At 52.3% G+C, this 22,384-nt stretch carries 20 protein-coding genes; 7 read left to right on the forward strand and 13 right to left on the reverse strand.

The genetic code is table 11. The features are described 5' to 3' along the window. Positions 1-8: 8 nt before the first annotated feature. The gene (gene comR, locus E6P06_RS12960; protein ID WP_044711798.1) at positions 9-644 is read right to left on the reverse strand and encodes a TetR family copper-responsive transcriptional repressor ComR; all 636 of its coding nucleotides are present in this window, start codon (positions 642-644) and stop codon (positions 9-11) included. 243 nt (positions 645-887) lie between these two features. Between comR and bhsA the strand changes: the two genes are divergently transcribed. After that, positions 888-1,145 (forward strand): multiple stress resistance protein BhsA, encoded by a 258-nt coding sequence (gene bhsA / locus E6P06_RS12965; protein ID WP_003030810.1) that lies wholly within the window; start codon positions 888-890, stop codon positions 1,143-1,145. Between the two features lie 86 nt (positions 1,146-1,231). On the opposite strand, the gene E6P06_RS12970 is transcribed toward bhsA, so the two are convergent. The 3 genes from E6P06_RS12970 to E6P06_RS12980 form a co-directional block, all read right to left on the reverse strand. After that, positions 1,232-2,197: a L,D-transpeptidase family protein gene (locus E6P06_RS12970; RefSeq protein ID WP_121571635.1), complete on the reverse strand. Its 966-nt coding sequence runs from the start codon at positions 2,195-2,197 to the stop codon at positions 1,232-1,234. 149 nt (positions 2,198-2,346) lie between these two features. Further along, positions 2,347-5,793, reverse strand: a complete 3,447-nt coding sequence (gene mfd / locus E6P06_RS12975; protein WP_139935302.1) for a transcription-repair coupling factor — start codon at positions 5,791-5,793, stop codon at positions 2,347-2,349. A gap of 118 nt (positions 5,794-5,911) precedes the next feature. Beyond that, positions 5,912-6,976 carry an acyltransferase family protein gene (locus tag E6P06_RS12980; RefSeq protein WP_016149996.1) on the reverse strand — a complete coding sequence of 355 codons (1,065 nt, stop codon included), beginning with the start codon at positions 6,974-6,976 and terminating at the stop codon, positions 5,912-5,914. Positions 6,977-7,237: 261 nt separating this feature from the next. Here E6P06_RS12980 and lolC point away from each other — a divergent pair, with 261 nt between their 5' ends. The 5 genes from lolC (at position 7,238) to cobB (ending at position 12,213) form a co-directional block, all read left to right on the forward strand. Beyond that, positions 7,238-8,437, forward strand: coding sequence for a lipoprotein-releasing ABC transporter permease subunit LolC (gene lolC, locus E6P06_RS12985; RefSeq protein ID WP_139935901.1), 1,200 nt, complete (start codon positions 7,238-7,240; stop codon positions 8,435-8,437). Further along, complete coding sequence (gene lolD / locus E6P06_RS12990) at positions 8,430-9,131, forward strand: lipoprotein-releasing ABC transporter ATP-binding protein LolD (RefSeq protein ID WP_003030805.1); 702 nt, start codon at positions 8,430-8,432, stop codon at positions 9,129-9,131. The genes lolC and lolD overlap by 8 nt, the downstream gene beginning before the upstream one ends. After that, positions 9,131-10,375 carry a lipoprotein-releasing ABC transporter permease subunit LolE gene (lolE, locus tag E6P06_RS12995; RefSeq protein WP_003030804.1) on the forward strand — a complete coding sequence of 415 codons (1,245 nt, stop codon included), beginning with the start codon at positions 9,131-9,133 and terminating at the stop codon, positions 10,373-10,375. The genes lolD and lolE overlap by 1 nt, the downstream gene beginning before the upstream one ends. Positions 10,376-10,464: 89 nt before the next feature. Further along, a complete protein-coding gene (gene nagK, locus E6P06_RS13000; RefSeq protein ID WP_003030802.1) occupies positions 10,465-11,376 on the forward strand; it encodes an N-acetylglucosamine kinase in 912 nt (303 codons plus the stop codon). Between the two features lie 15 nt (positions 11,377-11,391). Continuing rightward, the gene (gene cobB / locus E6P06_RS13005; RefSeq protein ID WP_003030799.1) at positions 11,392-12,213 is read left to right on the forward strand and encodes a Sir2 family NAD+-dependent deacetylase; all 822 of its coding nucleotides are present in this window, start codon (positions 11,392-11,394) and stop codon (positions 12,211-12,213) included. Between the two features lie 99 nt (positions 12,214-12,312). On the opposite strand, the gene potD is transcribed toward cobB, so the two are convergent. From potD to potA, 4 genes are read right to left on the reverse strand one after another with little or no spacing between them, the layout of a single operon-like run. Beyond that, positions 12,313-13,359, reverse strand: a complete 1,047-nt coding sequence (gene potD, locus E6P06_RS13010; protein ID WP_003030797.1) for a spermidine/putrescine ABC transporter substrate-binding protein PotD — start codon at positions 13,357-13,359, stop codon at positions 12,313-12,315. A gap of 27 nt (positions 13,360-13,386) precedes the next feature. Continuing rightward, positions 13,387-14,166: a spermidine/putrescine ABC transporter permease PotC gene (gene potC, locus E6P06_RS13015; RefSeq protein ID WP_003030794.1), complete on the reverse strand. Its 780-nt coding sequence runs from the start codon at positions 14,164-14,166 to the stop codon at positions 13,387-13,389. Next, complete coding sequence (gene potB / locus E6P06_RS13020) at positions 14,163-15,020, reverse strand: spermidine/putrescine ABC transporter permease PotB (protein WP_003030793.1); 858 nt, start codon at positions 15,018-15,020, stop codon at positions 14,163-14,165. The genes potC and potB overlap by 4 nt, the downstream gene beginning before the upstream one ends. Beyond that, entirely contained in the window at positions 15,004-16,140 is a 1,137-nt protein-coding gene (potA, locus tag E6P06_RS13025) for a spermidine/putrescine ABC transporter ATP-binding protein PotA (protein WP_003030791.1), read from the reverse strand. Before potA ends, potB begins: the two co-directional genes overlap by 17 nt. Before the next feature lie 250 nt (positions 16,141-16,390). On the opposite strand from potA, the gene pepT reads away from it, so the two are divergent. Then, positions 16,391-17,617: a peptidase T gene (gene pepT, locus E6P06_RS13030; protein WP_032936142.1), complete on the forward strand. Its 1,227-nt coding sequence runs from the start codon at positions 16,391-16,393 to the stop codon at positions 17,615-17,617. Positions 17,618-17,719: 102 nt separating this feature from the next. Here pepT and roxA read toward each other — a convergent pair whose 3' ends face one another. The 5 genes from roxA to E6P06_RS27970 all read right to left on the reverse strand — a co-directional run bounded on the left by roxA (position 17,720) and on the right by E6P06_RS27970 (position 22,310). Next, positions 17,720-18,841 (reverse strand): [50S ribosomal protein L16]-arginine 3-hydroxylase, encoded by a 1,122-nt coding sequence (gene roxA / locus E6P06_RS13035; RefSeq protein WP_003030786.1) that lies wholly within the window; start codon positions 18,839-18,841, stop codon positions 17,720-17,722. 92 nt (positions 18,842-18,933) lie between these two features. Then, complete coding sequence (gene phoQ, locus E6P06_RS13040) at positions 18,934-20,397, reverse strand: two-component system sensor histidine kinase PhoQ (protein WP_139935303.1); 1,464 nt, start codon at positions 20,395-20,397, stop codon at positions 18,934-18,936. Further along, positions 20,397-21,068: a two-component system response regulator PhoP gene (gene phoP / locus E6P06_RS13045; RefSeq protein WP_003030783.1), complete on the reverse strand. Its 672-nt coding sequence runs from the start codon at positions 21,066-21,068 to the stop codon at positions 20,397-20,399. The genes phoQ and phoP overlap by 1 nt, the downstream gene beginning before the upstream one ends. A gap of 73 nt (positions 21,069-21,141) precedes the next feature. Further along, positions 21,142-21,990: a site-specific integrase gene (locus tag E6P06_RS13050; protein ID WP_233622591.1), complete on the reverse strand. Its 849-nt coding sequence runs from the start codon at positions 21,988-21,990 to the stop codon at positions 21,142-21,144. A 152-nt stretch (positions 21,991-22,142) separates the two neighbouring features. Next, positions 22,143-22,310: an Arm DNA-binding domain-containing protein gene (locus E6P06_RS27970; RefSeq protein WP_229235678.1), complete on the reverse strand. Its 168-nt coding sequence runs from the start codon at positions 22,308-22,310 to the stop codon at positions 22,143-22,145. Positions 22,311-22,384 lie beyond the last annotated feature (74 nt).

Genomic DNA, 22,384 nt, shown 5'->3' on the forward strand with positions numbered 1-22,384 from the left:
GGAAAGGGTTAAGCTTTGACGAGTTCGGGCCACAGCCGCAGGGTGGTACGTGCGATCTGCATCAGTTTTTCAAACGTTGCACCTTCACGGGCGCTGATCGACATACCTTGTAAAATACAGTTCAGGTATTCAGCCAGTTTTTGCACGTCACAGTAGGCGGGGATTTCACCTCGTTGCTGACGCTGATGAAGAAACTGAGTAAGCGTCTGTTCCTGCATTGCATGGCGGGATTTCACCGTGTGCGCAATATCGCGGGAAGAGGCTGCCAGCGTCGCAGAAGTGTTAATCATGAAACATCCCGCCGGGGTGTCCTTGCTGGTAAAGCAGGTCGCTACGGCGGTGAAATAGTCTTCCAGTGCGGACTCAACGCTTTTTTCTTCACAAAACAGCTGAGCTTCGTGTTTCGCCGCAAAGCGGGTGATGTAGCGGTCCAGCACGGCACGGAACAACCCTTCTTTATTGGTGAACTCCGCATACAGCGTGGGCGCTTTTGCGCCGGTAGCTTCTACGAGATCGGCGAGCGAGGTCGCTTCATATCCGTGCTGCCAGAAGAGTGTCATGGCCTTATCAAGCGCGGCTTCCCTGTCGAACACTTTTGGTCGGCCACGGCTTTTTTTTGCACAACCTGTCGTTTCAGTTGTCATGGCGCCGATGTACCTTTGTTGGGTTTATTGAATAACCATTATAAAAATATTCGACTGCACACTCCAGCGGATTCACGATAAAAATAAATTATATCTATTGTCATGAAAAATAAGACCTTTATATTTTATATAACGATCATTATAAAAAAGTATTGACGTGTGACCTGGGTCACATCTATGATTTACCTATCGATCGTTAAGTTAATCTTTCCGACACCCATTCATCTGCTAAAGGTCACTATCATGAAAAACGTAAAAACCCTGTTTGTTGCTGCTGTTCTTAGCTCACTGTCATTTGCAAGCTTCGCCGCTGTTGAAGTTCAGTCCACACCTGCGGGTCAAGAGAAAGTCGGTACTATTTCTGCGAATGCGGGGACTAACTTAGGTTCACTGGAAGATCAACTGGCGCAGAAAGCCGATGAGATGGGTGCGAAGTCTTTCCGTATTACTTCCGTTACCGGCCCTAACACCCTTCATGGGACTGCTGTTATCTACAAATAAGATTTAACCCATCGCAATGCCACTGCGAGTTAAATAAAAAACCCCCGCGGAATAAAATCCAGCGGGGTTTTTTTTATGTGCGGAGTTTACATCGGCTGTTGAGCAACGTCGTGATGACGGGTCACATCGACCGGCATGCCTGAGCGAATCTCCATCGCATGATCCATGACGGCGGTATCTGTTCGCGCCGCATTTTTAAATGTCTGCATGGACGCGTTCAGCACGATTGGCAACAGTTGCGGGTCGTCATTGATTTTTTCGGACAGCGGCTGATGCACTTCTACCAGCCGCACGCCGTTAGGCTCAACGGATGCTTTGATCGGCGTATTGATAATATTGACCTTAGTTCCGGGCGTTACCTGACGGAACAGGGTTTCGATATCACCGTCGCGCAGACGAATACAGCCGGAACTGACGCGCATGCCGATGCCAAAGTCAGCATTGGTGCCGTGCAGCAGATAAACGCCGCCGTATGCCGCTAAGCGAATTGCATGATGGCCCATCGGGTTATCCGGACCGGCAGGTACAACGGCAGGCAGGTCAATTCCGTTTGCTTTGTATCGCGCGCGGATATTTGCCGTCGGCGTCCAGGTGGGGTTGGCGCGTTTATCAGAAATGGTGGTTACCATCGTAGGCGTCAGCGTGTCACCACCTAACTGGCCAATACCAATAGGATAAACGGTCACCGAATTGGTCCCCGGCTGGTAATAATAAAGACGCAGTTCGGCGAGGTTGATAACAATACCTTCGCGCGGGGCGTCAGGTAGCAGAGTTTGTAACGGTATAGTCAGCACGCTGCCCGGACGTGGTACGTAAGGGTCAACGCCGGGGTTGGCCTGCAGCAGCGCTAAAAAGCCGACATTATATTTTTTCGCAATCGCCTCCAGAGAACCGCCATTGTCTTCAACAACGTGAACGGTATTCTGGCCCACCAGACGGCTTCCCGGCGGTGGCAGCGGCCAGGTGTTTGCCTGAGCCGGAAGTGCTAACGCGAAGGTCGCTGCCAGCGTAAAAAACGCGAGCCAGCGAGAGAGTCGTTTATTGTTTAACATCACCATAAATCCATTGTTTTTACGTGGTTTTTATTATGTAAAAGTAAACGAGAATTATGGCGGTTTGCTGTGTCTGGAAGTGCAGGGAAGTGCAAAGAGTTTGTAAATTCATCAGGCCGGGTGAGTGGTGTGCTCACCCGGCCTGTTCACTATGCTACGGCGTTTTCTTCAAGCTGACGCATAAACTGGCGGACCCAGTCGATCCGCGTTTTACGCTCGCCCAGATCCTGCATAAATTTCAGTCGGGTTGGGCCGTCCAGACGGAAGTGTTGCGGTTGTTTTTGCAGTAAACCAATCAGCCAGACCGGGTTGACGTGGTTTTTCTCGGCAAATTCAATGGTACCGCCTTTGTCATGACCTTCGAGCTTTCTGATCCCCAGTTTCTGCGCCTGCTGGCGTAAACGAGCGATATCCAGCAACGTACGAGCCGGGTCGGGCAGCAGGCCAAAACGATCTATCAGCTCGACCTTAATCTCTTCCAGTTCGTTTTCGCCTTTCGCGCTGGCAATGCGCTTGTAGAACGATAGTCGGGTGTTAACATCCGGTATATAGTCATCCGGCAGCAGAGACGGCATACGCAATTCAACTTCGGTTTGCTGGCTGGTGAGATCTTCCAGTGACGGCTCACGCCCTTCTTTGAGCGCATCGACCGCGTTTTCCAGCAGCTCCATATACAGCGAGAAGCCGATGCTTTCCATGGAACCACTTTGATCTTCACCCAACAGTTCCCCGGCGCCGCGAATTTCAAGGTCGTGGGTCGCCAGCGCAAATCCTGCACCCAAATCTTCCAGCGAAGCGATGGCTTCCAGACGCTTTTGCGCGTCGGTGGTCATTGCTTTTGGATGCGGCGTCAGCAGCCAGGCGTACGCCTGATGGTGTGAGCGTCCCACACGACCGCGTAGCTGGTGCAATTGCGCTAAACCAAAGTGATCGGCGCGTTCGATGATAATGGTGTTGGCGGTCGGAATGTCGATCCCGGTTTCGATAATGGTGGTACACACCAGCACGTTAAAACGCTGATGGTGGAAATCGTTCATCACGCGTTCCAGCTCGCGCTCGCGCATTTGCCCGTGGCCGATACCAATACGCGCTTCCGGCACCAGTTCTGCTAATCTGTCAGCGGTTTTCTGGATATTTTCGACGTCGTTAAACAGATAATAAACTTGTCCCCCGCGCAGAACTTCACGCAGGATCGCCTCGCGTACCACCAGGCTGTCGTATTCGCGCACGAAGGTTTTGACCGCCAGACGACGAGCGGGCGGCGTGGCGATGATCGACAGATCGCGCATGCCGCTCATCGCCATATTGAGCGTACGCGGAATAGGCGTTGCCGTCAGGGTCAGAATATCGACATCCGCGCGCATCGCCTTGATGCGTTCTTTGTGGCGAACGCCGAAACGGTGCTCTTCATCGACAATCAGCAGACCCAGATCTTTTAACTTCACATCCGCTTGCAGCAGCTTGTGCGTGCCGATGAGAATATCAATTTTCCCCTCGGCAACCTGTTCCAGAATCTGCGCTTGCTCTTTGGCGCTACGGAAACGGGACAACATCTCAATGCGTACTGGCCAGTTGGCAAAACGATCGCGGAAGTTGTCGAAGTGCTGTTGTGCGAGCAGGGTAGTCGGAACCAGCACGGCAACCTGTTTGTGGTTCTCTACGGCAAGGAAAGCGGCGCGCATCGCGACTTCGGTTTTACCAAAACCGACGTCGCCGCACACCAGGCGGTCCATGGCCAGCGGTTGACACATATCGCTGAGTACAGCGTTGATCGCCTGCGCCTGGTCAGGCGTGGTTTCAAACGGGAAGCTGTCGCAAAACAACTGATACTGTTCACGGTCATGCTTAAAGGCAAAGCCTTCTTTCGCCGCGCGCTGGGCATAAATATCCAGCAGCTCTGCCGCGACATCGCGCACCTTCTCAGCGGCTTTCTGTCGGGCGCGTGACCAGGCATCGCCGCCCAGTTTATGCAGTGGCGCATTCTCTTCTGCACCGCCCGCATAGCGACTGATCAGATGCAGTGACGACACCGGCACGTACAGTTTGGCGTCGTTGGCATAGGTGAGCATCAGATATTCACCGGTGATACCGCCCGCTTCCAGCGTGGTCATCCCGGCATAGCGACCCACGCCGTGTTCCAGATGCACTACCGGCTGACCGGGATGCAGCTCTGCAAGGTTACGAATTAAGGTGTCCGGGTTGATGGTGCGACGCGAATCCTGGCGGCGACGCGCCACGCGTTCCCCAAGCAAATCGCTTTCACAAATCAGTGCCAGATTACGTTTGCTATCGATGAAGCCGTGCTCAGCTGCGCCAATCATCAGATAACGACCGTTATCTACGGCTTCATCGAGTCGCAATATCCGCTTCGGTGCCACTTTGATACGAGCGAGCAACTCGCCAAGCGCTTCACGTCGGCCTTCACTTTCGACCGAGAAAATCACCGAGCCGGTAAAGCCCTCAAGGAATTTACGTAACGCATCTAACGGTGATTTTTGCTGTGCCTGCACGGCGATGTTCGGTAGCTTCTGGAACCCGAGGTTGGTATTCGCAGCTTTGTTCGCCAGACTCTCGGTTTTCAGTTGAACGCGCGGCCAGCGTTTAAGTTCAGAAAACAGCTCATCAACCCGCAGCCACAGCGATTCCGGCGGCAGGAGCGGGCGCATCGGATCAACACCGCGATTTTCAAAGCGTGACAGGGTATCGGCCTGGAAGCGTTCTGCGCTGGTCTCGATATCACCGGTATTGACCAATAACGTAGTGCCGGGGAAGTAGCTGAACAGCGGCGGCAGCGGCTCGCTGAAAAACAGCGGTTGCCAGTATTCAATACCCGCAGGTAACGTGCCTTTGCTGACCTGCTGATAAATATGTTCGGCGTCGCGTTTAACCTCAAAGGTATCGCGCCACTGACTACGGAATAGCTCGATGGCCGTTTTGTCAGTCGGGAATTCGTGCGCGGGAAGCAAATTAATGGCATCGACTTCTTCCAGCGTGCGCTGGGTGTCGGTATCAAACAGACGCAGGCTGTCGATTTCGTCATCAAAGAAATCCAGACGATAAGGCAACTCGCTGCCCATCGGGAACAGATCCAACAACGCGCCGCGCGTGGCGTATTCGCCGTGTTCCATGACCTGATCAACATGGCGATAGCCAGCGCTATCCAGCTGTTCGCGCAGGGCGTCGCGCGAAAGCCGCTGACCTTTTTTCATGACCAGCGCATGCCCGTGCAGATAGCTGTGCGGACAGACACGCTGCATCAGAGTATTTACCGGAACGATCAGCACGCCTCGCTGCATGGCAGGCAGTTGATACAGCGTAGAGAGACGCGAAGAGATGATCTCCTGATGGGGAGAAAAACTGTCATAGGGCAGCGTTTCCCAGTCGGCCAGGTTCATCACCATCTGGTCGGTGAACTGACGAATTTCATCATGCAGGCGCAAAGCATTTTGCATGTCCGGCGCGATCAGCACCACTGGACCGGCGTGATGTTCGGCGATTTCGGCGACCAGCGTTGCGCAGGCGGCACCGGTAAGCTCACCCAACTGGCGCTGATCGCCAGCTTTCGCTGGGAGCGTGTAACGATGTTGTTCAGGCATTCGGTTGTCAGGTTCTCGTTTAGATATACATCTGATAAGCAATGTTCTTTATTATCCGTGATCGTTTCTCATAAGCAAATTGATTCGCCCCCTGATGGGGGCAAAAAGCGCGTTGGGGTTAGCGCGAAACGACCGATAAAGAAGGCGGGGAAAAGAGCAGGTCGGCCACTGTTTTTTGTGAAATTTTACGCACCAACAGGCCAAACAAGGTGCACAGCAGCAGGCAGGCGAATGGATACACCAGCAGCAGGGCCAGCTCTGCATATGCAGGCCAGGCGGCATGATTAATGTTGGGGATTAGCGTTAAGCTGAATAGCTCAACCAGAATTCGGTGGGTGGTGTAGATGGCGATGGTATTGGCACCAATCACGCTTAACGGGCCGGACTCACGCATACCAAAGCGCAGCTCAAATTGATAAAACAGCTTCATGATCAGCACAATGGAAAGAAGAGAAAGTAATAGTGAGACATTTGCCAGCCACGCGACGATGGCGGCGATTGCGCTAACCAGAACAATGAGCGCATGGCGGCGCAGGGGCACCTCCTTAATCCATACCATCAGCGTTGCGCCAAACCATGCACCGAGGCTGTACCAGGGCAGATTGCGAATCACGCTGTTCATTCCCCACCACGGCGTCGGGACAAAGTTGATCGTCACGCTCAGCGCCACAAATAACGCCAACAGCGGCACCGCCCAGCGGCTGAAAATTTTACACAGAACAAAATAGACAATCAGTGCGTACAGATACCACAAGCTGGTACTGGCGGTCAGCATCCCGTGGGTAAAACCTGCGATCGAACCAGCATAAGCGGCGTTGGCAGCATGGCTCAGATCGCGCTGTGGGGCCAGCCAGTTATTGAGCGCCACTAACGCCAGCCATTGCACCACACCCCAGAGAATCAGCACCCAGGCAATACTCCAGATCCGTTTATCCACGCAGGTGGTCCACGGGACGCTATCAATGTAGCGACGGATCAGATATCCCGAAATAAAGAAAAAGACCGGCATGCGAAACGGCGCCAGGTACAAATTGAGGTAAATCCAGCATTTGCTCAGCAGCTCTGAAAGCGGATGCTGAAAAGTAGTGAGGTGCGGGTAAAATGTGATTACCGAGTGGTAAATCACCACCAGACAAATACATAACCCTTTGATTTGATTAATCCATAGTTCTTTTTTATTCATCGAGACGGCGTATCCATATTGTTGGTTATAGCCTGCCATCCTGCGCAACCCGCTGTGCGCTGTAATGCGTAACTGTCTGCATTTTGATTTTTTAAGATAAAGATCAGGGACCGGGATGGAAGGGAAGACGGACAACTTTAGCGAATTGATTTATTTATACTTTTAGGAATAGTGCTGACGAACACTTACGGTTCAGTCATTTACCCATTCCGCTTTCGCTTATATACTCGTGACTTTGCTAACAGCAACCAGACGGATTTCATGTACCAACCTGTCGCTCTATTCATCGGCCTGCGTTATATGCGTGGGCGTGCAGCAGATCGCTTCGGTCGCTTCGTTTCCTGGCTCTCCACCATTGGCATTACCCTCGGGGTGATGGCGCTGGTCACGGTGTTGTCGGTGATGAACGGTTTTGAGCGCGAGCTGCAAAACAATATTCTTGGCCTGATGCCTCAGGCCGTTCTCTCGTCTGAACAGGGTTCCCTCAACCCGCAACAACTGCCGGAAAAAGCGGTGGTGTTGAACGGCGTCAACCGAGTTGCACCCATAACTACGGGAGATGTGGTGCTGCAAAGCGCGCGTAGCGTGGCGGTCGGCGTGATGCTCGGTATCGATCCGGCGCAAAAAGATCCGTTAACGCCGTATCTGGTCAATGTGAAGCAAACAGATCTGCAACCGGGTAAGTATAATGTCATCCTCGGCGAGCAGCTTGCCGGGCAGTTGGGCGTGAACCGTGGCGATCAAATTCGCGTGATGGTGCCTTCGGCCAGCCAGTTTACGCCAATGGGGCGTTTGCCGAGCCAGCGTCTGTTTACGGTGATTGGCACCTTCGCCGCCAACAGCGAAGTAGACGGCTACCAGATGCTAACCAACATTCAGGATGCTTCCCGCCTGATGCGCTATCCGGTGGGCAATATTACCGGCTGGCGTCTGTGGCTGAACGAACCGTTAAAAGTTGATACGCTGAGCCAGCAAACGCTGCCGCAGGGCACCAAATGGCAGGACTGGCGCGAGCGCAAAGGGGAACTGTTCCAGGCCGTGCGCATGGAGAAGAACATGATGGAGCTACTGCTTAGCCTGATCGTGGCTGTGGCGGCTTTTAATATTATTACCTCGCTGGGTCTGATGGTAATGGAGAAGCAGGGGGAAGTGGCGATTCTACAAACGCAGGGGCTAACGCCGCGTCAGATAATGATGGTGTTTATGGTTCAGGGGGCCAGTGCCGGGATTATCGGCGCGCTGCTTGGCGCGGTGCTGGGCGCATTGCTCGCCAGTCAACTGAACAATTTAATGCCAATTATTGGTGTGCTGCTGGATGGCGCGGCGCTGCCGGTCGCTATCGAGCCGCTGCAGGTTATCGTCATTGCGCTGGTGGCGATGGCCATCGCGCTGCTGTCTACGCTTTATCCTTCCTGGCGCGCTGCCGCCACTCAACCCGCTGAGGCTTTACGTTATGAATAAGATCCTGTTGCAATGCGACAACCTGTGCAAACGCTATCAGGAAGGCACTGTGCAGACCGATGTCCTGCACGATGTCAGTTTTAGCGTCGGCGAAGGTGAGATGATGGCGATTGTCGGCAGCTCTGGCTCCGGCAAGAGTACGCTGCTGCATCTGTTAGGCGGGCTGGATACCCCGACTTCCGGTGACGTCATTTTTAGCGGTCAGCCGATGAGCAAGCTCTCGTCGGCGGCGAAAGCGGAACTGCGCAATCAGAAGCTGGGCTTTATTTACCAGTTCCACCATTTACTACCGGACTTTACCGCGCTGGAAAACGTAGCGATGCCGCTGCTGATAGGCAAGAAAAAACCGGCTGAAATAACCGAGCGCGCACGGGATATGCTGAAAGCCGTAGGACTGGATCATCGTGCCAGTCATCGCCCGTCTGAACTGTCTGGCGGCGAACGCCAGCGTGTGGCCATCGCTCGTGCGCTGGTGAATAACCCGCGTCTGGTCCTGGCGGATGAGCCAACGGGTAACCTGGATGCGCGTAACGCGGATAGCATTTTTGAGCTTCTGGGCGAGCTGAACCGCTCTCAGGGCACGGCATTTCTGGTGGTGACGCACGATCTGCAACTGGCGAAGCGGATGAGCCGCCAGCTTGAAATGCGCGATGGTCGCCTGACGGCAGAACTGAGCCTGATGGGAGCTGAGTAATGGCTTCGCCTTTATCGTTATTGATTGGTCTGCGCTTTAGCCGTGGTCGGCGGCGCGGCGGTATGGTTTCGCTGATATCTGTGATTTCCACTGTTGGCATCGCGTTGGGTGTGGCGGTGTTGATCGTTGGTTTAAGTGCCATGAACGGATTTGAGCGTGAGCTGAACAACCGTATTCTGGCCGTAGTCCCACACGGAGAGATTGAAGCCGTAAATCAGCCGTGGAATAACTGGCAGGAAGCGCTCGACAAAGTACAAAAAGTGCCGGGTATTGTCGCCGCGGCGCCTTATATCAACTTTACCGGACTGGTAGAGAGCGGGGCGAACTTACGCGCGGTGCAGGTGAAGGGCGTTGACCCGAAACAGGAACAGCGTTTAAGCGCACTGCCATCCTTCGTGCAAAACCATGCCTGGGATAATTTTAAAGCCGGTGAACAACAAATCATCATTGGTAAGGGTATTGCCGATGCGCTGAAGGTGAAGCAGGGCGACTGGGTGTCGATTATGATCCCTAACGCCAGCGCGGATCATAAATTACAGCAGCCTAAACGCGTGCGTTTGCACGTAACGGGAATTCTGCAGCTGAGCGGTCAGCTCGATCACAGCTTTGCCATGATCCCAATGGAAGATGCGCAGCAATATCTGGATATGGGAACCAGCGTTTCCGGGATTGCGCTGAAGGTTAACGACGTGTTTAACGCCAATAAGCTGGTGCGGGACGCGGGTGAAGTCACCAATAACTATGTTTATATTAAGAGCTGGATCGGTACTTACGGCTATATGTATCGCGATATCCAGATGATTCGCGCCATTATGTATCTGGCGATGGTGCTGGTGATTGGTGTGGCCTGCTTTAATATCGTTTCCACGTTAGTGATGGCGGTAAAAGACAAAAGCGGCGATATTGCGGTATTAAGAACCCTCGGGGCGAAAGATGGGTTGATCCGTGCCATTTTTGTCTGGTACGGCCTGCTGGCGGGTCTGTTTGGTAGCCTGATAGGCGTCGTTATCGGGGTGGTTGTCTCGTTGCAACTGACGCCGATCATCAACGGAATCGAGGCGCTTATCGGTCATCAGTTCCTGTCCGGCGATATCTATTTCATTGACTTCCTGCCGTCGGAATTACACTGGCTGGATGTGATTTACGTGCTGGTGACAGCACTCGTGCTGAGTCTTTTGGCAAGTTGGTATCCGGCGCGTCGCGCCAGCAATATTGATCCTGCGAGAGTACTTAGCGGCCAATAACAACAATAATACACGACAGCATTCATGCTGCATCAAGGCGTAGCCAACGCAGAGGCATCTTGAAGGATGACGTGTATCAAGGAGCGGTGATGTATTACGGATTTGACATCGGCGGGACCAAAATTGCGCTGGGCGTGTTTGATAAGCAACGTCGTCTGCAATGGGAAACTCGCGTCCCTACACCTCGCGACAGCTACGACGCTTTCCTTGATGCGGTCTGCAATCTGGTGACGGAAGCTGACCAGCGTTTTGGTATCAAAGGTTCGGTCGGTATCGGGATTCCTGGCATGCCGGAAACGGAAGACGGCACGTTGTACGCGGCCAACGTTCCTGCCGCCAGTGGCAAACCGCTCCGCGCCGATCTTAGCGCTCGCCTTGACCGCGATGTGCGTCTGGATAACGATGCGAACTGTTTTGCTCTCTCCGAAGCCTGGGATGACGAGTTTACCCAATATCCGCTGGTGATGGGGTTGATCCTCGGTACGGGCGTTGGCGGCGGCCTGGTGCTTAACGGGAAATCCATCACCGGACGCAGCTATATCACCGGCGAGTTTGGTCATATTCGTTTGCCGGTCGATGCGCTGACGCTGATGGGCTTTGATTTCCCGCTGCGCCGCTGCGGATGCGGCCAACTGGGATGCATCGAAAGCTATCTTTCCGGCGGTGGATTTGCGTGGTTGTATCAGCATTACTACCATCAACCGCTGGATGCCCGTGAAATTATCGCGTTGTGGGAGCAGGGCGATGAACATGCGCGTGCACACGTAGAACGCTATCTGGATTTGCTGGCGGTGTGTCTTGGGAATATCCTGACTATCGTCGATCCTGATTTGGTGGTGATTGGCGGAGGCTTATCGAATTTTACCGCTATTACGACGCAACTGACGGACCGACTGCCACGTCATCTGTTGCCGGTTGCCCGGGTACCGCGTATTGAGCAGGCACGGCACGGTGATGCCGGCGGGATGCGCGGGGCTGCTTTCCTACATCTTACCGATTAATACAAAGAGGTTGTTATGCTGTCGCGTCGGGGTCATCGGTTAAGCCGCTTTCGTAAAAATAAACGCCATTTGCGCGATCGCCTGCGTCAACGAATCTTTTTCAGAGACAGAGTGGTGCCTGAATTGATGGAAAAACCAAGAGTGCTGGTACTGACGGGAGCGGGAATCTCCGCTGAGTCAGGAATTCGAACCTTCCGCGCGGCGGATGGTCTCTGGGAAGAACATCGGGTTGAGGACGTTGCGACTCCGGAAGGATTTAGTCGAAACCCGGAACTGGTTCAGTCGTTTTATAACGCCCGTCGCCATCAATTGCAACAGCCAGAAATCCAGCCCAACGCGGCGCATATCGCACTGGCAAAACTCGAAGCCGAACTGGGCGACCGTTTTTTACTGGTGACGCAGAACATTGATAACCTGCATGAGCGTGCGGGCAGCCAGAACGTTATCCATATGCACGGCGAACTGCTCAAGGTTCGCTGCTCGCAAAGCGGGCAGATTCTGGAATGGAAGGACGATGTGACCCCGGAAGATAAATGTCACTGCTGTCAATTTCCGGCACCGCTGCGACCACACGTGGTGTGGTTTGGTGAAATGCCGCTGGGCATGGATGAAATTTACATGGCGCTGGCAATGGCGGATGTATTCATTGCGATTGGCACATCGGGACATGTTTATCCGGCTGCGGGTTTTGTGCATGAGGCGCGACTGCATGGGGCACATACGGTAGAACTAAATCTCGAACCGAGCCAGGTTGGCAGCGAGTTTGAAGAGAAGTATTACGGTCCGGCAAGCCAGGTGGTGCCAGAGTTTGTTGAGAAGTTATTGAAAGGTCTGTGAACACGGATGGCGTAGGCCCGATAAGCGCAGCGCCATCGGGCAGTGATGATGCGCCGGATGCGACGCTGGCGCGTCTTATCCGGCCTAAGAGGAGGGCAATTAGCGTCCTGCTTTCAGCTTCTGATAATACTCTTCATAGATAGCGCTGGCGGAACCGACGTCGTTCTGCCATTCCCCTTTGTTGATGGTTTCTGCGTCAGGGTACAGGGTTTTATCATTTGCGACTTCAGGGCTTAACAGCTTACGTGCTGCCAGGTTTGGCGTCGGATAACCAATAGTTTCCGCAACTTCTTTCGCCACGTCCGGGCGCAGCAGGAAGTTAATCAGCTTCAGCGCACCTTCTTTGTTTTTCGCGTTAGCCGGAATAGACAGGCTATCCATCCAGAAAATGCCACCTTCTTTAGGCCATACCACTTCCAGCGGTGTACCTGCCTGACGCGCAACATACGCGGAGCCATTCCATACCATCCCCAGATTGACTTCACCTTCCATATACGGGTTGGCCGGGTTGTCAGAGTTAAACGCCGCGACGTTAGGCATCAGCTTCTTCAGTTCGTTATAGGCGGCTTCAATCTCTTTCGGGTCGGTGGTATTGCCGGAGTATCCCAGCTTGCGCAGCGCCATCTGGAACACTTCACGCGCATCATCCGTTAACAGCAGACTGCCTTTGTACTCCGGTTTCCATAGATCGGCCCAACTGGTGACGGTTTTCGGATCGATAGCATCGCTGTTTACGCCAATGGCCGTCGCACCCCAGATATACGGGATGGAGTAGTCATTGTTCGGGTCAAACGGCTTGTTGAGCATTTCCGGATCGAGGTTGTGGAAGTTGGTCAACGTCGACTTGTCGATCTTCTGGATCATGCCTTCTTTACGCATTTTATCGACGTAATAGGTGGACGGAACCACCAGATCGTATGCGCCGTCTTTATAGGTTTTGAGCTTGGCGTACATGGTTTCGTTCGACTCGTAGGTCGAATAGATAACCTTAATGCCGGTCTCTTTGGTGAACTGTTCCAGCAACCCTGGCGGGACATACTCGGTCCAGTTATAGAAATAGAGCGTGTTGTTGTCATTCGCGTGAGCGGCGCTCATGCCCAGTGCCAGAGCACCCGCCGCGAGCAGGTGGCGTGACCATTTTTTCATCATTTAACGTCCCCTGAATTAAGGGCCTCAGCGGCCCTTGGTTTTATCACGTGCAATAAGCTGGCTGGCGATCACCATAACCAGCGACAGAACCAACAAAATGGTCGCCAGCGCGTTCACCTCTGGTGATACGCCGACTTTGACCATTGAGTAGATTTTTAATGGCAGAATTTCATAACCCGGTCCGGTAACGAAGGACGAAACGACGACATCATCCATCGACAGCGTAAAGCTCAGCAACCAACCCGCAGCCACCGCAGGCATAGCCAGTGGCAGTATAATCTTGCGCAGAATAGTTACTTCGCTGGCACCCAAATCTTTAGCAGCCTCAAGCATGCGTACATCAAAACCTTTCAGGCGTGAGTAAACTGTCACCACCACAAAAGGCAGACAAAAAGTGATATGTGAGAACAACAGCGACCAGAAACCCAGTTGAATGCCGATCAGCATAAACAGCACCAGCAGAGATATTGCCATCACAATATCTGGCGACATCATCACCACGAACAGCATACCACTGACGAACGGTTTACCGCGAAAACGGTAGCGGTACAGCGCAACCGCAGTGAGTGAGCCGATCAAGGTGGCAAACGTGGCGGATAGCACAGCCATCGTCAGCGAGTGCTGCGCCGCCTGCAACAGGCTGTCGTTATTCATCAGCAGGCCGTACCATTTGGTAGTAAAACCCTGCCAGTTGATGCCGAAGCGCGAGCTGTTAAAGGAGTTCACAATCAGAATGATGATTGGAATATACAGATACGCGTAGATAGCGGTCATAAAACCGCCGCGGAGCAGTCGACCGATCATTCGAGTTCCACCTTCTTGTTCAGCAAGCGCGAGGCACGCCAGTAGATCAGCAGCATCAGACCCATCACGATGGTCAGCGTAATGCTGGTGGCTGCACCAAACGGCCAGTCACGGATGTTCAGGAACTGAACTTTAATCACGTTGCCAATCAGCAGGTTTTTCGCGCCGCCCATTAAGTCGGAAACGTAAAACAGCCCCATTGCGGGCAGCATGACCAGCAGGCATCCGGCGATAATCCCCGGCATCGTCAACGGAATAATGATGCGGGTGAAGGTCTGAAGTTTACTGGCACCTAAATCACGTGCGGCTTCCAGCAGCGGTTTATCGAGTTTTTCAATGCTGGAATAGAGCGGCATCACCATAAACGGTAGCAGGATGTATACCAGCCCGATAATCACCGCGCTGGGGGTAAACATGATGCGAATGGGTGTATCGATAACCCCGAGCCATAACAGAAACTCGTTGAGATAGCCTTTGGTACTGAGGAAAATTTTGAGTCCGTAGATACGAATAAGTGAATTGGTCCAGAACGGAACAATCAGCAGGAACAGCAGCAGCGGGCGCACTTTTTCCGGCAGTTTCACCAAAAACCAGGCAAACGGGTAGCCGAGTACCAGACAGGCGAGCGTGGCAATCAGCGCCATATTGAGGGAGTGAACCAGCACCTCAAAATAGAGCGGATCGAGCAGGCGCGTATAGTTCTCCAGCGTAAAGACCATTTTGACGAAATTGGCGTCGTCGCGGGTCAAAAAGCTGGTACCGATGATCATCAGGTTGGGCAGAAAGACAAATAACACAAGCCAACCGACAATGGTGACGATCACCACACTCTGGAATTTACTTGTGTTCTTCATCAGCCAGTACTACCTCCCAGCTTTCTACCCAGTTAATCGCCATTTTCTGGTCGAGAGAGTGGTCAAAGTCAGGATCGTCTTCATTGAAGAATTCGCTGACCATCACCATCTTGCCATTTTCCAGTTCCACAACCGACTCCAGCGTCATGCCTTTGTAGTTGCGTTCGCGCACGTAGCCGATCAGGCCTTCAATATGATTATCATCGTTGATTTCATCTACGCGCAAATCTTCAGGACGTAACAGGACGTGCAGCTTTTGTCCGGGAACCACCGCGAAGTTGACATAAATATTGCACTCGCGACCTTCAACGTTAGCACGAACACGCTGTTCATCCAGACGTTCAATCACCGTGGCGTTAAACATATTGATCTCGCCGATAAACCCGGCGACGAACAGATTCTTGGGCTCTTCGTAGATTTCGCGCGGCGTACCGTCCTGCTCAATCTTACCATCGCGCATCACCACGATGCGGTCGGACATAGTCAGCGCTTCTTCCTGATCGTGTGTGACAAAGACAAAAGTGATACCAAGCTTACGCTGCAGCGCTTTCAGTTCATTCTGCATCTGCTTACGCAGTTTGTAGTCCAGCGCAGAGAGGGATTCATCTAACAAGAGTAAGCGGGGTTTGTTGACCACAGCTCGGGCAATCGCTACGCGCTGCTGCTGGCCGCCGGAAAGTTGATGCGGTTTTCGCTGGGCGAACTCTTCCAGTTGTACCATGCGCAGGGCTTCGGTAACGCGGGGAGAAATGTCGGCTGCGGGCGTTTTTTGCATGCGTAAACCAAAGGCCACATTCTCAAATACGGTCATGTGGGGGAATAACGCATAGCTTTGGAAGACGGTATTCACGTAGCGGTTTTCCGCTGGAACGTGAGTAATGTCCTCGTTGTCCAACATAATATGACCGGAATCAACCGTTTCCAGACCGGCAATCAGGCGAAGAACGGTTGTTTTACCGCAGCCAGAGGGGCCAAGCAGCGTAAGAAACTCGCCATTATTGATGGTCAAATCCAGGCTGGAAATCACCTCTTTGCCATCGAAACTTTTGCGAATTCCCGCTAATTGCACCAGTGGAGAAAGCGAACGCGGTTGTTTATTCAATTTTTTACTCTGTCCCATGTAAACGCAACGGATGGCTGACCGATGCGGGGTTTGTGGTTAACCACCTTGATGACTCTTAATGAGGGCCGTTATTCTACGGCAAACCATTGTAATCGCCAATCCTTGTTGCGAATTACTGGCTTAGCCCTATAGTCAGAGGGGATGTCAGGGCGAAATATTCTCACTTGCGGGGATAAAAGTGACCTGACGCAATATTTGTCTTTTGTTGCTTATTGATAATGTTGTCACAAAAAGTGAGGGTGACTGCATGGATAAACTACTTGAGCGTTTTTTACACTACGTGTCGCTGGACACCCAATCAAAATCGGGCGTGCGGCAGGTACCCAGCACCGAAGGACAGTGGAAATTATTACAACTGCTCAAACAACAGCTCGAAGAGATGGGGCTGGTTAATATTTCACTGAGCGAAAAAGGCACGCTGATGGCAACGTTACCCGCTAACGTTGCTGGCAATATTCCTGCGATCGGCTTTATTTCCCATGTGGATACCTCACCGGATTTCAGTGGTAAAAATGTCAATCCGCAAATTGTTGAAAACTATCGCGGTGGCGATATTGCGTTAGGCATTGGTGATGAAGTTTTATCGCCAGTGATGTTCCCGGTGCTGCATCAACTTCTGGGTCAGACGCTGATCACTACAGATGGTAAAACGTTGCTGGGCGCGGATGATAAAGCAGGCGTGGCGGAAATCATGACCGCACTGGCTGTGCTTATCCAAAAAGATATTCCGCACGGTGATATCCGCGTGGCCTTTACACCGGACGAAGAGGTGGGTAAAGGGGCGAAGCATTTTGACGTTGCGACATTCGATGCGCAGTGGGCCTATACCGTTGACGGTGGTGGCGTAGGTGAGTTGGAGTTTGAAAACTTCAACGCCGCGTCGGTTAATATTAAAATTGTTGGCAACAATGTGCATCCCGGCACCGCAAAAGGTGTGATGGTAAATGCGCTGTCGTTGGCGGCGCGTATTCATGCAGAGGTTCCGGCAGATGAAAGCCCGGAAAAGACGGAAGGCTACGAAGGCTTTTATCATCTGGCGAGCATGAAAGGGACGGTCGATCGGGCGGATATGCACTACATTATTCGTGATTTTGACCGTAAGCAGTTTGAAGCGCGTAAACGCAAGATCATGGATATCGCCAAGAAGGTCGGTAAAGGGTTACACCCCGACTGCTATATCGAACTGGTGATTGAAGACAGTTACTACAATATGCGCGAAAAAGTGATTGAGCATCCGCACGTACTGGATATCGCCCAGCAGGCGATGCGCGATTGCGATATTGAGCCGGTGCTAAAACCGATCCGTGGCGGCACTGACGGCGCGCAGCTGTCGTTTATGGGATTACCGTGTCCGAATCTGTTCACCGGCGGCTATAACTATCATGGTAAACATGAGTTTGTAACCCTGGAAGGAATGGAAAAAGCGGTACAAGTGATTGTGCGTATTGCTGAACTGGCCGCGCAACAAAAATAAAGTATGTGTAGTTGCCGGATGGCGCTTCGCTTATCCGGCCTACATTATTACACTCCAGTAGGCCTGATAAGACGCGTAGTGTCGCATCAGGCACACTTCGCATTACCCTTCGAAGAACCAGTACCCGCTGTTGACCAGCGCGGCAAGCATGGCAAGGAAAGAAGGATCTTCCAGCGCATCCTCAAAGTTCTCAGCCGTCAACACAATATGACTGGCCAGCGCTTCCAGGGCAGGACGATGCGGTGAATCAATTTTCTCACCGTTAGCGTAGACGTCGTCGCCAATACGCAATACACGCAATCCGCCCAGACGCACTAACACATCACCTTGCTTCAGGGCATCGTAAATTTCGTCTGGCTGATATGGTGGCTCCGGCGGGGCAATATCCAGTTCATGACGAGACTGAGAAATAAACTCGCCAAACCACTGCTGGAAATGTTCTGGTTGATTAATCAGCCCGAGCATCATTTCGCGCAGCTTATCCATCTCCTGCGGCAGAACGTCGGCCGGATGATCGCGTGGCGGCAGGTCAGGATCGCTGTAATAGGTACTACCCAGTTCACGTTGTAAAACGTAATCGGCGAACCCGCTGATCAGCTCGCGAGTGTTTGGCGCACGGAAACCGACCGAATAGTTCATCGCGTTTTCCAGCGCATAACCTTCGTGCGGGAATCCCGGTGGAATGTACAGGATATCGCCGGGTTCCAGCTCTTCATCGATAATAGCTTCGAACGGGTCGACCTGAAGGAGATCCGGGTGAGGGCAGTGTTGTTTCAACTGCAGTTTTTCACCTACGCGCCAGCGACGACGACCTGTTCCCTGAATGATAAATACATCGTACTGATCCAGGTGCGGGCCAACGCCGCCGCCGGGGACAGAGAAAGAAATCATCAGGTCGTCGATGCGCCAGTCCGGTAATTCACGGAACGGGCGCATCAGCGCGGCAGTTGGCTCGTGCCAGTGGTTGACCGCCTGCACCAGCAAAGACCAGTTATTCTCGCCAAGATGGTCGTAGCTTTCGAAGGGACCGTGGCTAACCTGCCATTTTCCGTCCTGGTGGCTGACGAGTCGGCTGTCGACTTCGCTTTCCATTGCCAGTCCAGCCAGTTCGTCAGGAGAGAGAGGGTCAATAAAATTGTTAAACCCGCGTTTTAAGACCACCGGGCGTTTCTGCCAGTGGCGTTCAAGAAAATCGGGCCAGTTAAGTGTGAGTTGGTATTCCATAATGAGCATCCCGCAGGCTGGTATCTGCAACCGATTATAACGGATACTTAACCTCAAGCGTGAAGTCAGTACATATTTATTACATGCGACGATTACTCGTCTTTCTGACCCGGCTGCTGGCGACCAAAAATAACCTCCATGCGCGCACCACCCAGCAGGCTATCACCGGCAATAATCTGCCCGTCATACTGTTCGGTGATTTCTCGCGCCACCGCCAGACCGACGCCTTGTCCTGGACGTAGCGTATCTACGCGCTGTCCGCGGTCAAACACCACTTCCCGTTTGCTTTGCGGAATACCAGGACCATCATCTTCAACCAGAATATGCAGCTGATCCTCAGACAGTTGCGCTGAAATCTCGACAAACTCCAGACAATATTTACAGGCGTTATCCAGTACGTTGCCCAACACCTCGACAAAATCATTCTGTTCGCCCACAAAGCTGATTTCAGGTGAGATATCGAGATTAATGTTGACGCCTTTACGCTGATACACCTTATTCAGTGCCGAGGTTAGTTTATCCAGCAACGGCGCGATCGGGTGCAGTTCGCGGCTGAGTAGGGCACTGCTGCCACGCATGCTCGCGCGATGCAGGTAATAGCCTATCTGTTGGGAAATACGGCTGATTTGTTCCAGCATGATAGGCTCTGCGTCGCTGACGCTCATCTTTTCATTACGCATTGAGCGCAGAGTACTCTGCAATACCGCCAGTGGTGTTTTCAGGCTATGGGTGAGGTCTGTTAACGTGGTGCGGTATTTGTCATAACGCTCACGTTCGCTTTTTAACAGCCGATTGAGATTACGAACCAGGCTGGTCAATTCGCGTGTGGTGGCGGGGTTTAGCATCTCACGATGATGTTCCTCAAGCTCACGGACTTCACGCGCCAGCGATTCAATCGGCCGCAGGCTCCACCACGCGGCCACCCATAACAGCGGAATGACCAGCAACAGATTGGCGACCAGCACATAAATAAACCAGCTCCAGACCATATACGAGCGCTTTAGCTCTATCGGAATGGTATCGACAACCACAATGGTCAGTTGCGGCATTCTGGCAGTAACAGGATAGACGTTTACCGCCACGGAGTGGGTCATTTCGGCGTCGTCGTCATCTTCTCTGACTTCTTTTAACTGCTGCTGCGCGGAGTGATCTTCGCCCAGTAGGGTGCTGGTAGCGTCTACGTTGGCTTCAATCTCATGAAATCCGTTGGTTTTTAGCCAGTCCGGTTGGATACTTTTCGTCAGCCAGGGAACATTGCGCTGCGCCCACAGAAGTTCACCCGCTTCATTGTAAATCAGAGACATTGTTGGGCTTTGCATGTCGAGGTTCTCGGGCAGCTCGATGTTAATCTTGCCGTTTTCCCATTTCGCCAGGGTATAAAACAGATTACTTTCGCCCCGCAGCAGGCGGAACGTTGTCTTATCAAAGCTGACGCTATAGCCTACCAGGGCAACCATGCCGTAGGCCAGTGAAAGCACCAATACCACGCCCGCGGTGGCCAGTAAAAAGCGCAGCCGCAGCGATAACGGGAAAAAATGACGCAATAGTTTATTCATTAGCGCAGTTCGAAAAGATAGCCTTGTCCACGTACGGTAGTGATCACCTCATGCGGATATTGCGCCTGAATTTTTTTACGTAGACGCCCCATCAGGACATCAATAGTGTGACTTTCGCGCAGCTCGGCATCCGGATAAAGCTGCAACATGAGCGAATCTTTACTGACCACTTTGCCATTATTACGGATGAGAGTTTCCATAATGGTATATTCAAACGCCGTGAGCTTGATAACCTCATCATTGACGGATAACTCGCGTCGGGAGAGGTCCACCTGAAAAGGCGGAAGGGAGATAATTTGCGATGCCAGACCGCTGTTTCGACGCATCAGTGCCTGCATGCGTGCAGCCACTTCTTCGATGTGAAACGGTTTGGTGACATAATCGTCAGCGCCTGCACTGAGAACTTCCACTTTGTCCTGCCAGCCTTCGCGCGCGGTTAATACCAGAATTGGCAGCGAAACCTCATTACTGCGCCAGCGGCGGATTAGCGACAAACCATCTTCATCGGGGAGTCCTAAATCAACGATCGCGATATCCGGCAGATGCTCATTCAGATAATAGTCCGCTTCCTTCGCATCTTCTGCATCATCCACCTGATGCCCTAAATCCTGTAACTGAACCTTGAGGTGGTGGCGTAATAAAGCATTATCCTCGACAACCAGTACGCGCATCATCGTTTCTCCCTAAAATAATGGTATGAATAGTTTAACGCTGATTATGTGGATTGAAAGCAGCGCTATGAAATTAAATAACTTTTCTCATGCTCCCCTGCCCGTGGGGGCGTCCTGGGGGCAGTGCTGTTGGCATCTGATTGTTCAGCATGTTGACCTGATCCTGGTTCATGTCGCCAATCCACTTGGAGTAAACCTCGTACACCATGCGCGCATCTTCATGTCCCATCTGACTCGCTATGAATGACGGGTTCGCTCCGGCCATCAACGTCCAGCATGCGTAGGTATGCCGTGACTGATAAGGGTTCCTTTCGCGGATATTGGCAAGCTTAGTGCCTCGCTTCCAGCCATAGGCAATCGAGTTCTTGGAGAAGTAACTGCCTTTACTGGACGAATATGCTGTCGGTGAAAAAACGAAGCGAAGAGATTGCTGCTCAGTTTTTCCGATCTCCCGATGGTGAAATCGAATTTCTTGCTTCGGATTAGCGCCGGTGACTTCGTATTGTTCCTTCAGTGCATCCAGAGCAGGTTTAAGCAACGTTATCGTCCTTATTCCGGCATCTGTCTTAGGGGGTACAAATACTCGCTTATTCGTCAAACTTCTGGATACGTGGATTTCACCTTTTACCAAATCAATGTCTTCCCATGCCAGGGCGCATATCTCGCCCGGCCTCATCCCCGTATGAACGGCAACAATGATGATTAATGCCTGGCTACGGGGAAGGGCGGCTATCAGTGCCTGGTACTCATGAAGTAAAAGTGGGTCGGGATCATTTTTAGATAACTTGAGTCGCGACACTCCTTCATAAGGAGCATGCAATATAAACTGGCTTCGGTTTGCGAGCTTAAGCATTTCTGATAAAACTGCCATCTGTTTATTGACTGTTGAGGGCGCGCGGCCCTGCCTGGCCAGATTCGGCATTGCCGGGTTAATGATTGTCCCGGTTAATAACTCCTTTCGGTAATGCAAAATGTCGGCATGCTCAATATCTACCAGACGGGTATTTTCTCCGATTACACGCAGTAACGTATTTACGACCGAAGTAAGCGATAGCAGTGTTGCACCAGATACCTCTAAGGCTTTGGTGTCTGTAAAAAATCACTCAGTTCTTTAAACGTGGTGATTTTTTTGGTTGTGATGAACTTCTTAAGCGCTTTGGATTCCGGGAAACGTTCCGCATAGTCGAACTTACCGAGCTGTATTTCGCTTGTGATGAGCGCGCGAAGATTGCCTGAATACACCCTAAAACCATATGGGATGGGTATGGGGGGACTGGAATGCCCTTATGATCATCACGGAGAGTTCGCCAATTGAG

Source organism: Citrobacter sp. CF971, from assembly GCF_006385635.1.
GTDB lineage: Bacteria > Pseudomonadota > Gammaproteobacteria > Enterobacterales > Enterobacteriaceae > Citrobacter > Citrobacter freundii.

Bases quoted from the DNA above. Each gene is read 5' to 3' on its own strand.
- comR (WP_044711798.1), bottom strand. From the start codon at position 644: ATGACAACTGAAACGACAGGTTGTGCAAAAAAAAGCCGTGGCCGACCA.
- cobB (WP_003030799.1), top strand. From the start codon at position 11,392: ATGCTGTCGCGTCGGGGTCATCGGTTAAGCCGCTTTCGTAAAAATAAA.
- phoP (WP_003030783.1), bottom strand. From the start codon at position 21,068: ATGCGCGTACTGGTTGTCGAGGATAATGCTTTATTACGCCACCACCTC.
- E6P06_RS12970 (WP_121571635.1), bottom strand. From the start codon at position 2,197: ATGTTAAACAATAAACGACTCTCTCGCTGGCTCGCGTTTTTTACGCTG.
- roxA (WP_003030786.1), bottom strand. From the start codon at position 18,841: ATGGAATACCAACTCACACTTAACTGGCCCGATTTTCTTGAACGCCAC.
- lolE (WP_003030804.1), top strand. From the start codon at position 9,131: ATGGCTTCGCCTTTATCGTTATTGATTGGTCTGCGCTTTAGCCGTGGT.
- mfd (WP_139935302.1), bottom strand. From the start codon at position 5,793: ATGCCTGAACAACATCGTTACACGCTCCCAGCGAAAGCTGGCGATCAG.
- potA (WP_003030791.1), bottom strand. From the start codon at position 16,140: ATGGGACAGAGTAAAAAATTGAATAAACAACCGCGTTCGCTTTCTCCA.
- E6P06_RS12980 (WP_016149996.1), bottom strand. From the start codon at position 6,976: ATGAATAAAAAAGAACTATGGATTAATCAAATCAAAGGGTTATGTATT.
- phoQ (WP_139935303.1), bottom strand. From the start codon at position 20,397: ATGAATAAACTATTGCGTCATTTTTTCCCGTTATCGCTGCGGCTGCGC.
- E6P06_RS13050 (WP_233622591.1), bottom strand. From the start codon at position 21,990: ATGCCGAATCTGGCCAGGCAGGGCCGCGCGCCCTCAACAGTCAATAAA.
- lolD (WP_003030805.1), top strand. From the start codon at position 8,430: ATGAATAAGATCCTGTTGCAATGCGACAACCTGTGCAAACGCTATCAG.
- bhsA (WP_003030810.1), top strand. From the start codon at position 888: ATGAAAAACGTAAAAACCCTGTTTGTTGCTGCTGTTCTTAGCTCACTG.
- lolC (WP_139935901.1), top strand. From the start codon at position 7,238: ATGTACCAACCTGTCGCTCTATTCATCGGCCTGCGTTATATGCGTGGG.
- nagK (WP_003030802.1), top strand. From the start codon at position 10,465: ATGTATTACGGATTTGACATCGGCGGGACCAAAATTGCGCTGGGCGTG.
- pepT (WP_032936142.1), top strand. From the start codon at position 16,391: ATGGATAAACTACTTGAGCGTTTTTTACACTACGTGTCGCTGGACACC.
- potD (WP_003030797.1), bottom strand. From the start codon at position 13,359: ATGAAAAAATGGTCACGCCACCTGCTCGCGGCGGGTGCTCTGGCACTG.
- potB (WP_003030793.1), bottom strand. From the start codon at position 15,020: ATGAAGAACACAAGTAAATTCCAGAGTGTGGTGATCGTCACCATTGTC.
- potC (WP_003030794.1), bottom strand. From the start codon at position 14,166: ATGATCGGTCGACTGCTCCGCGGCGGTTTTATGACCGCTATCTACGCG.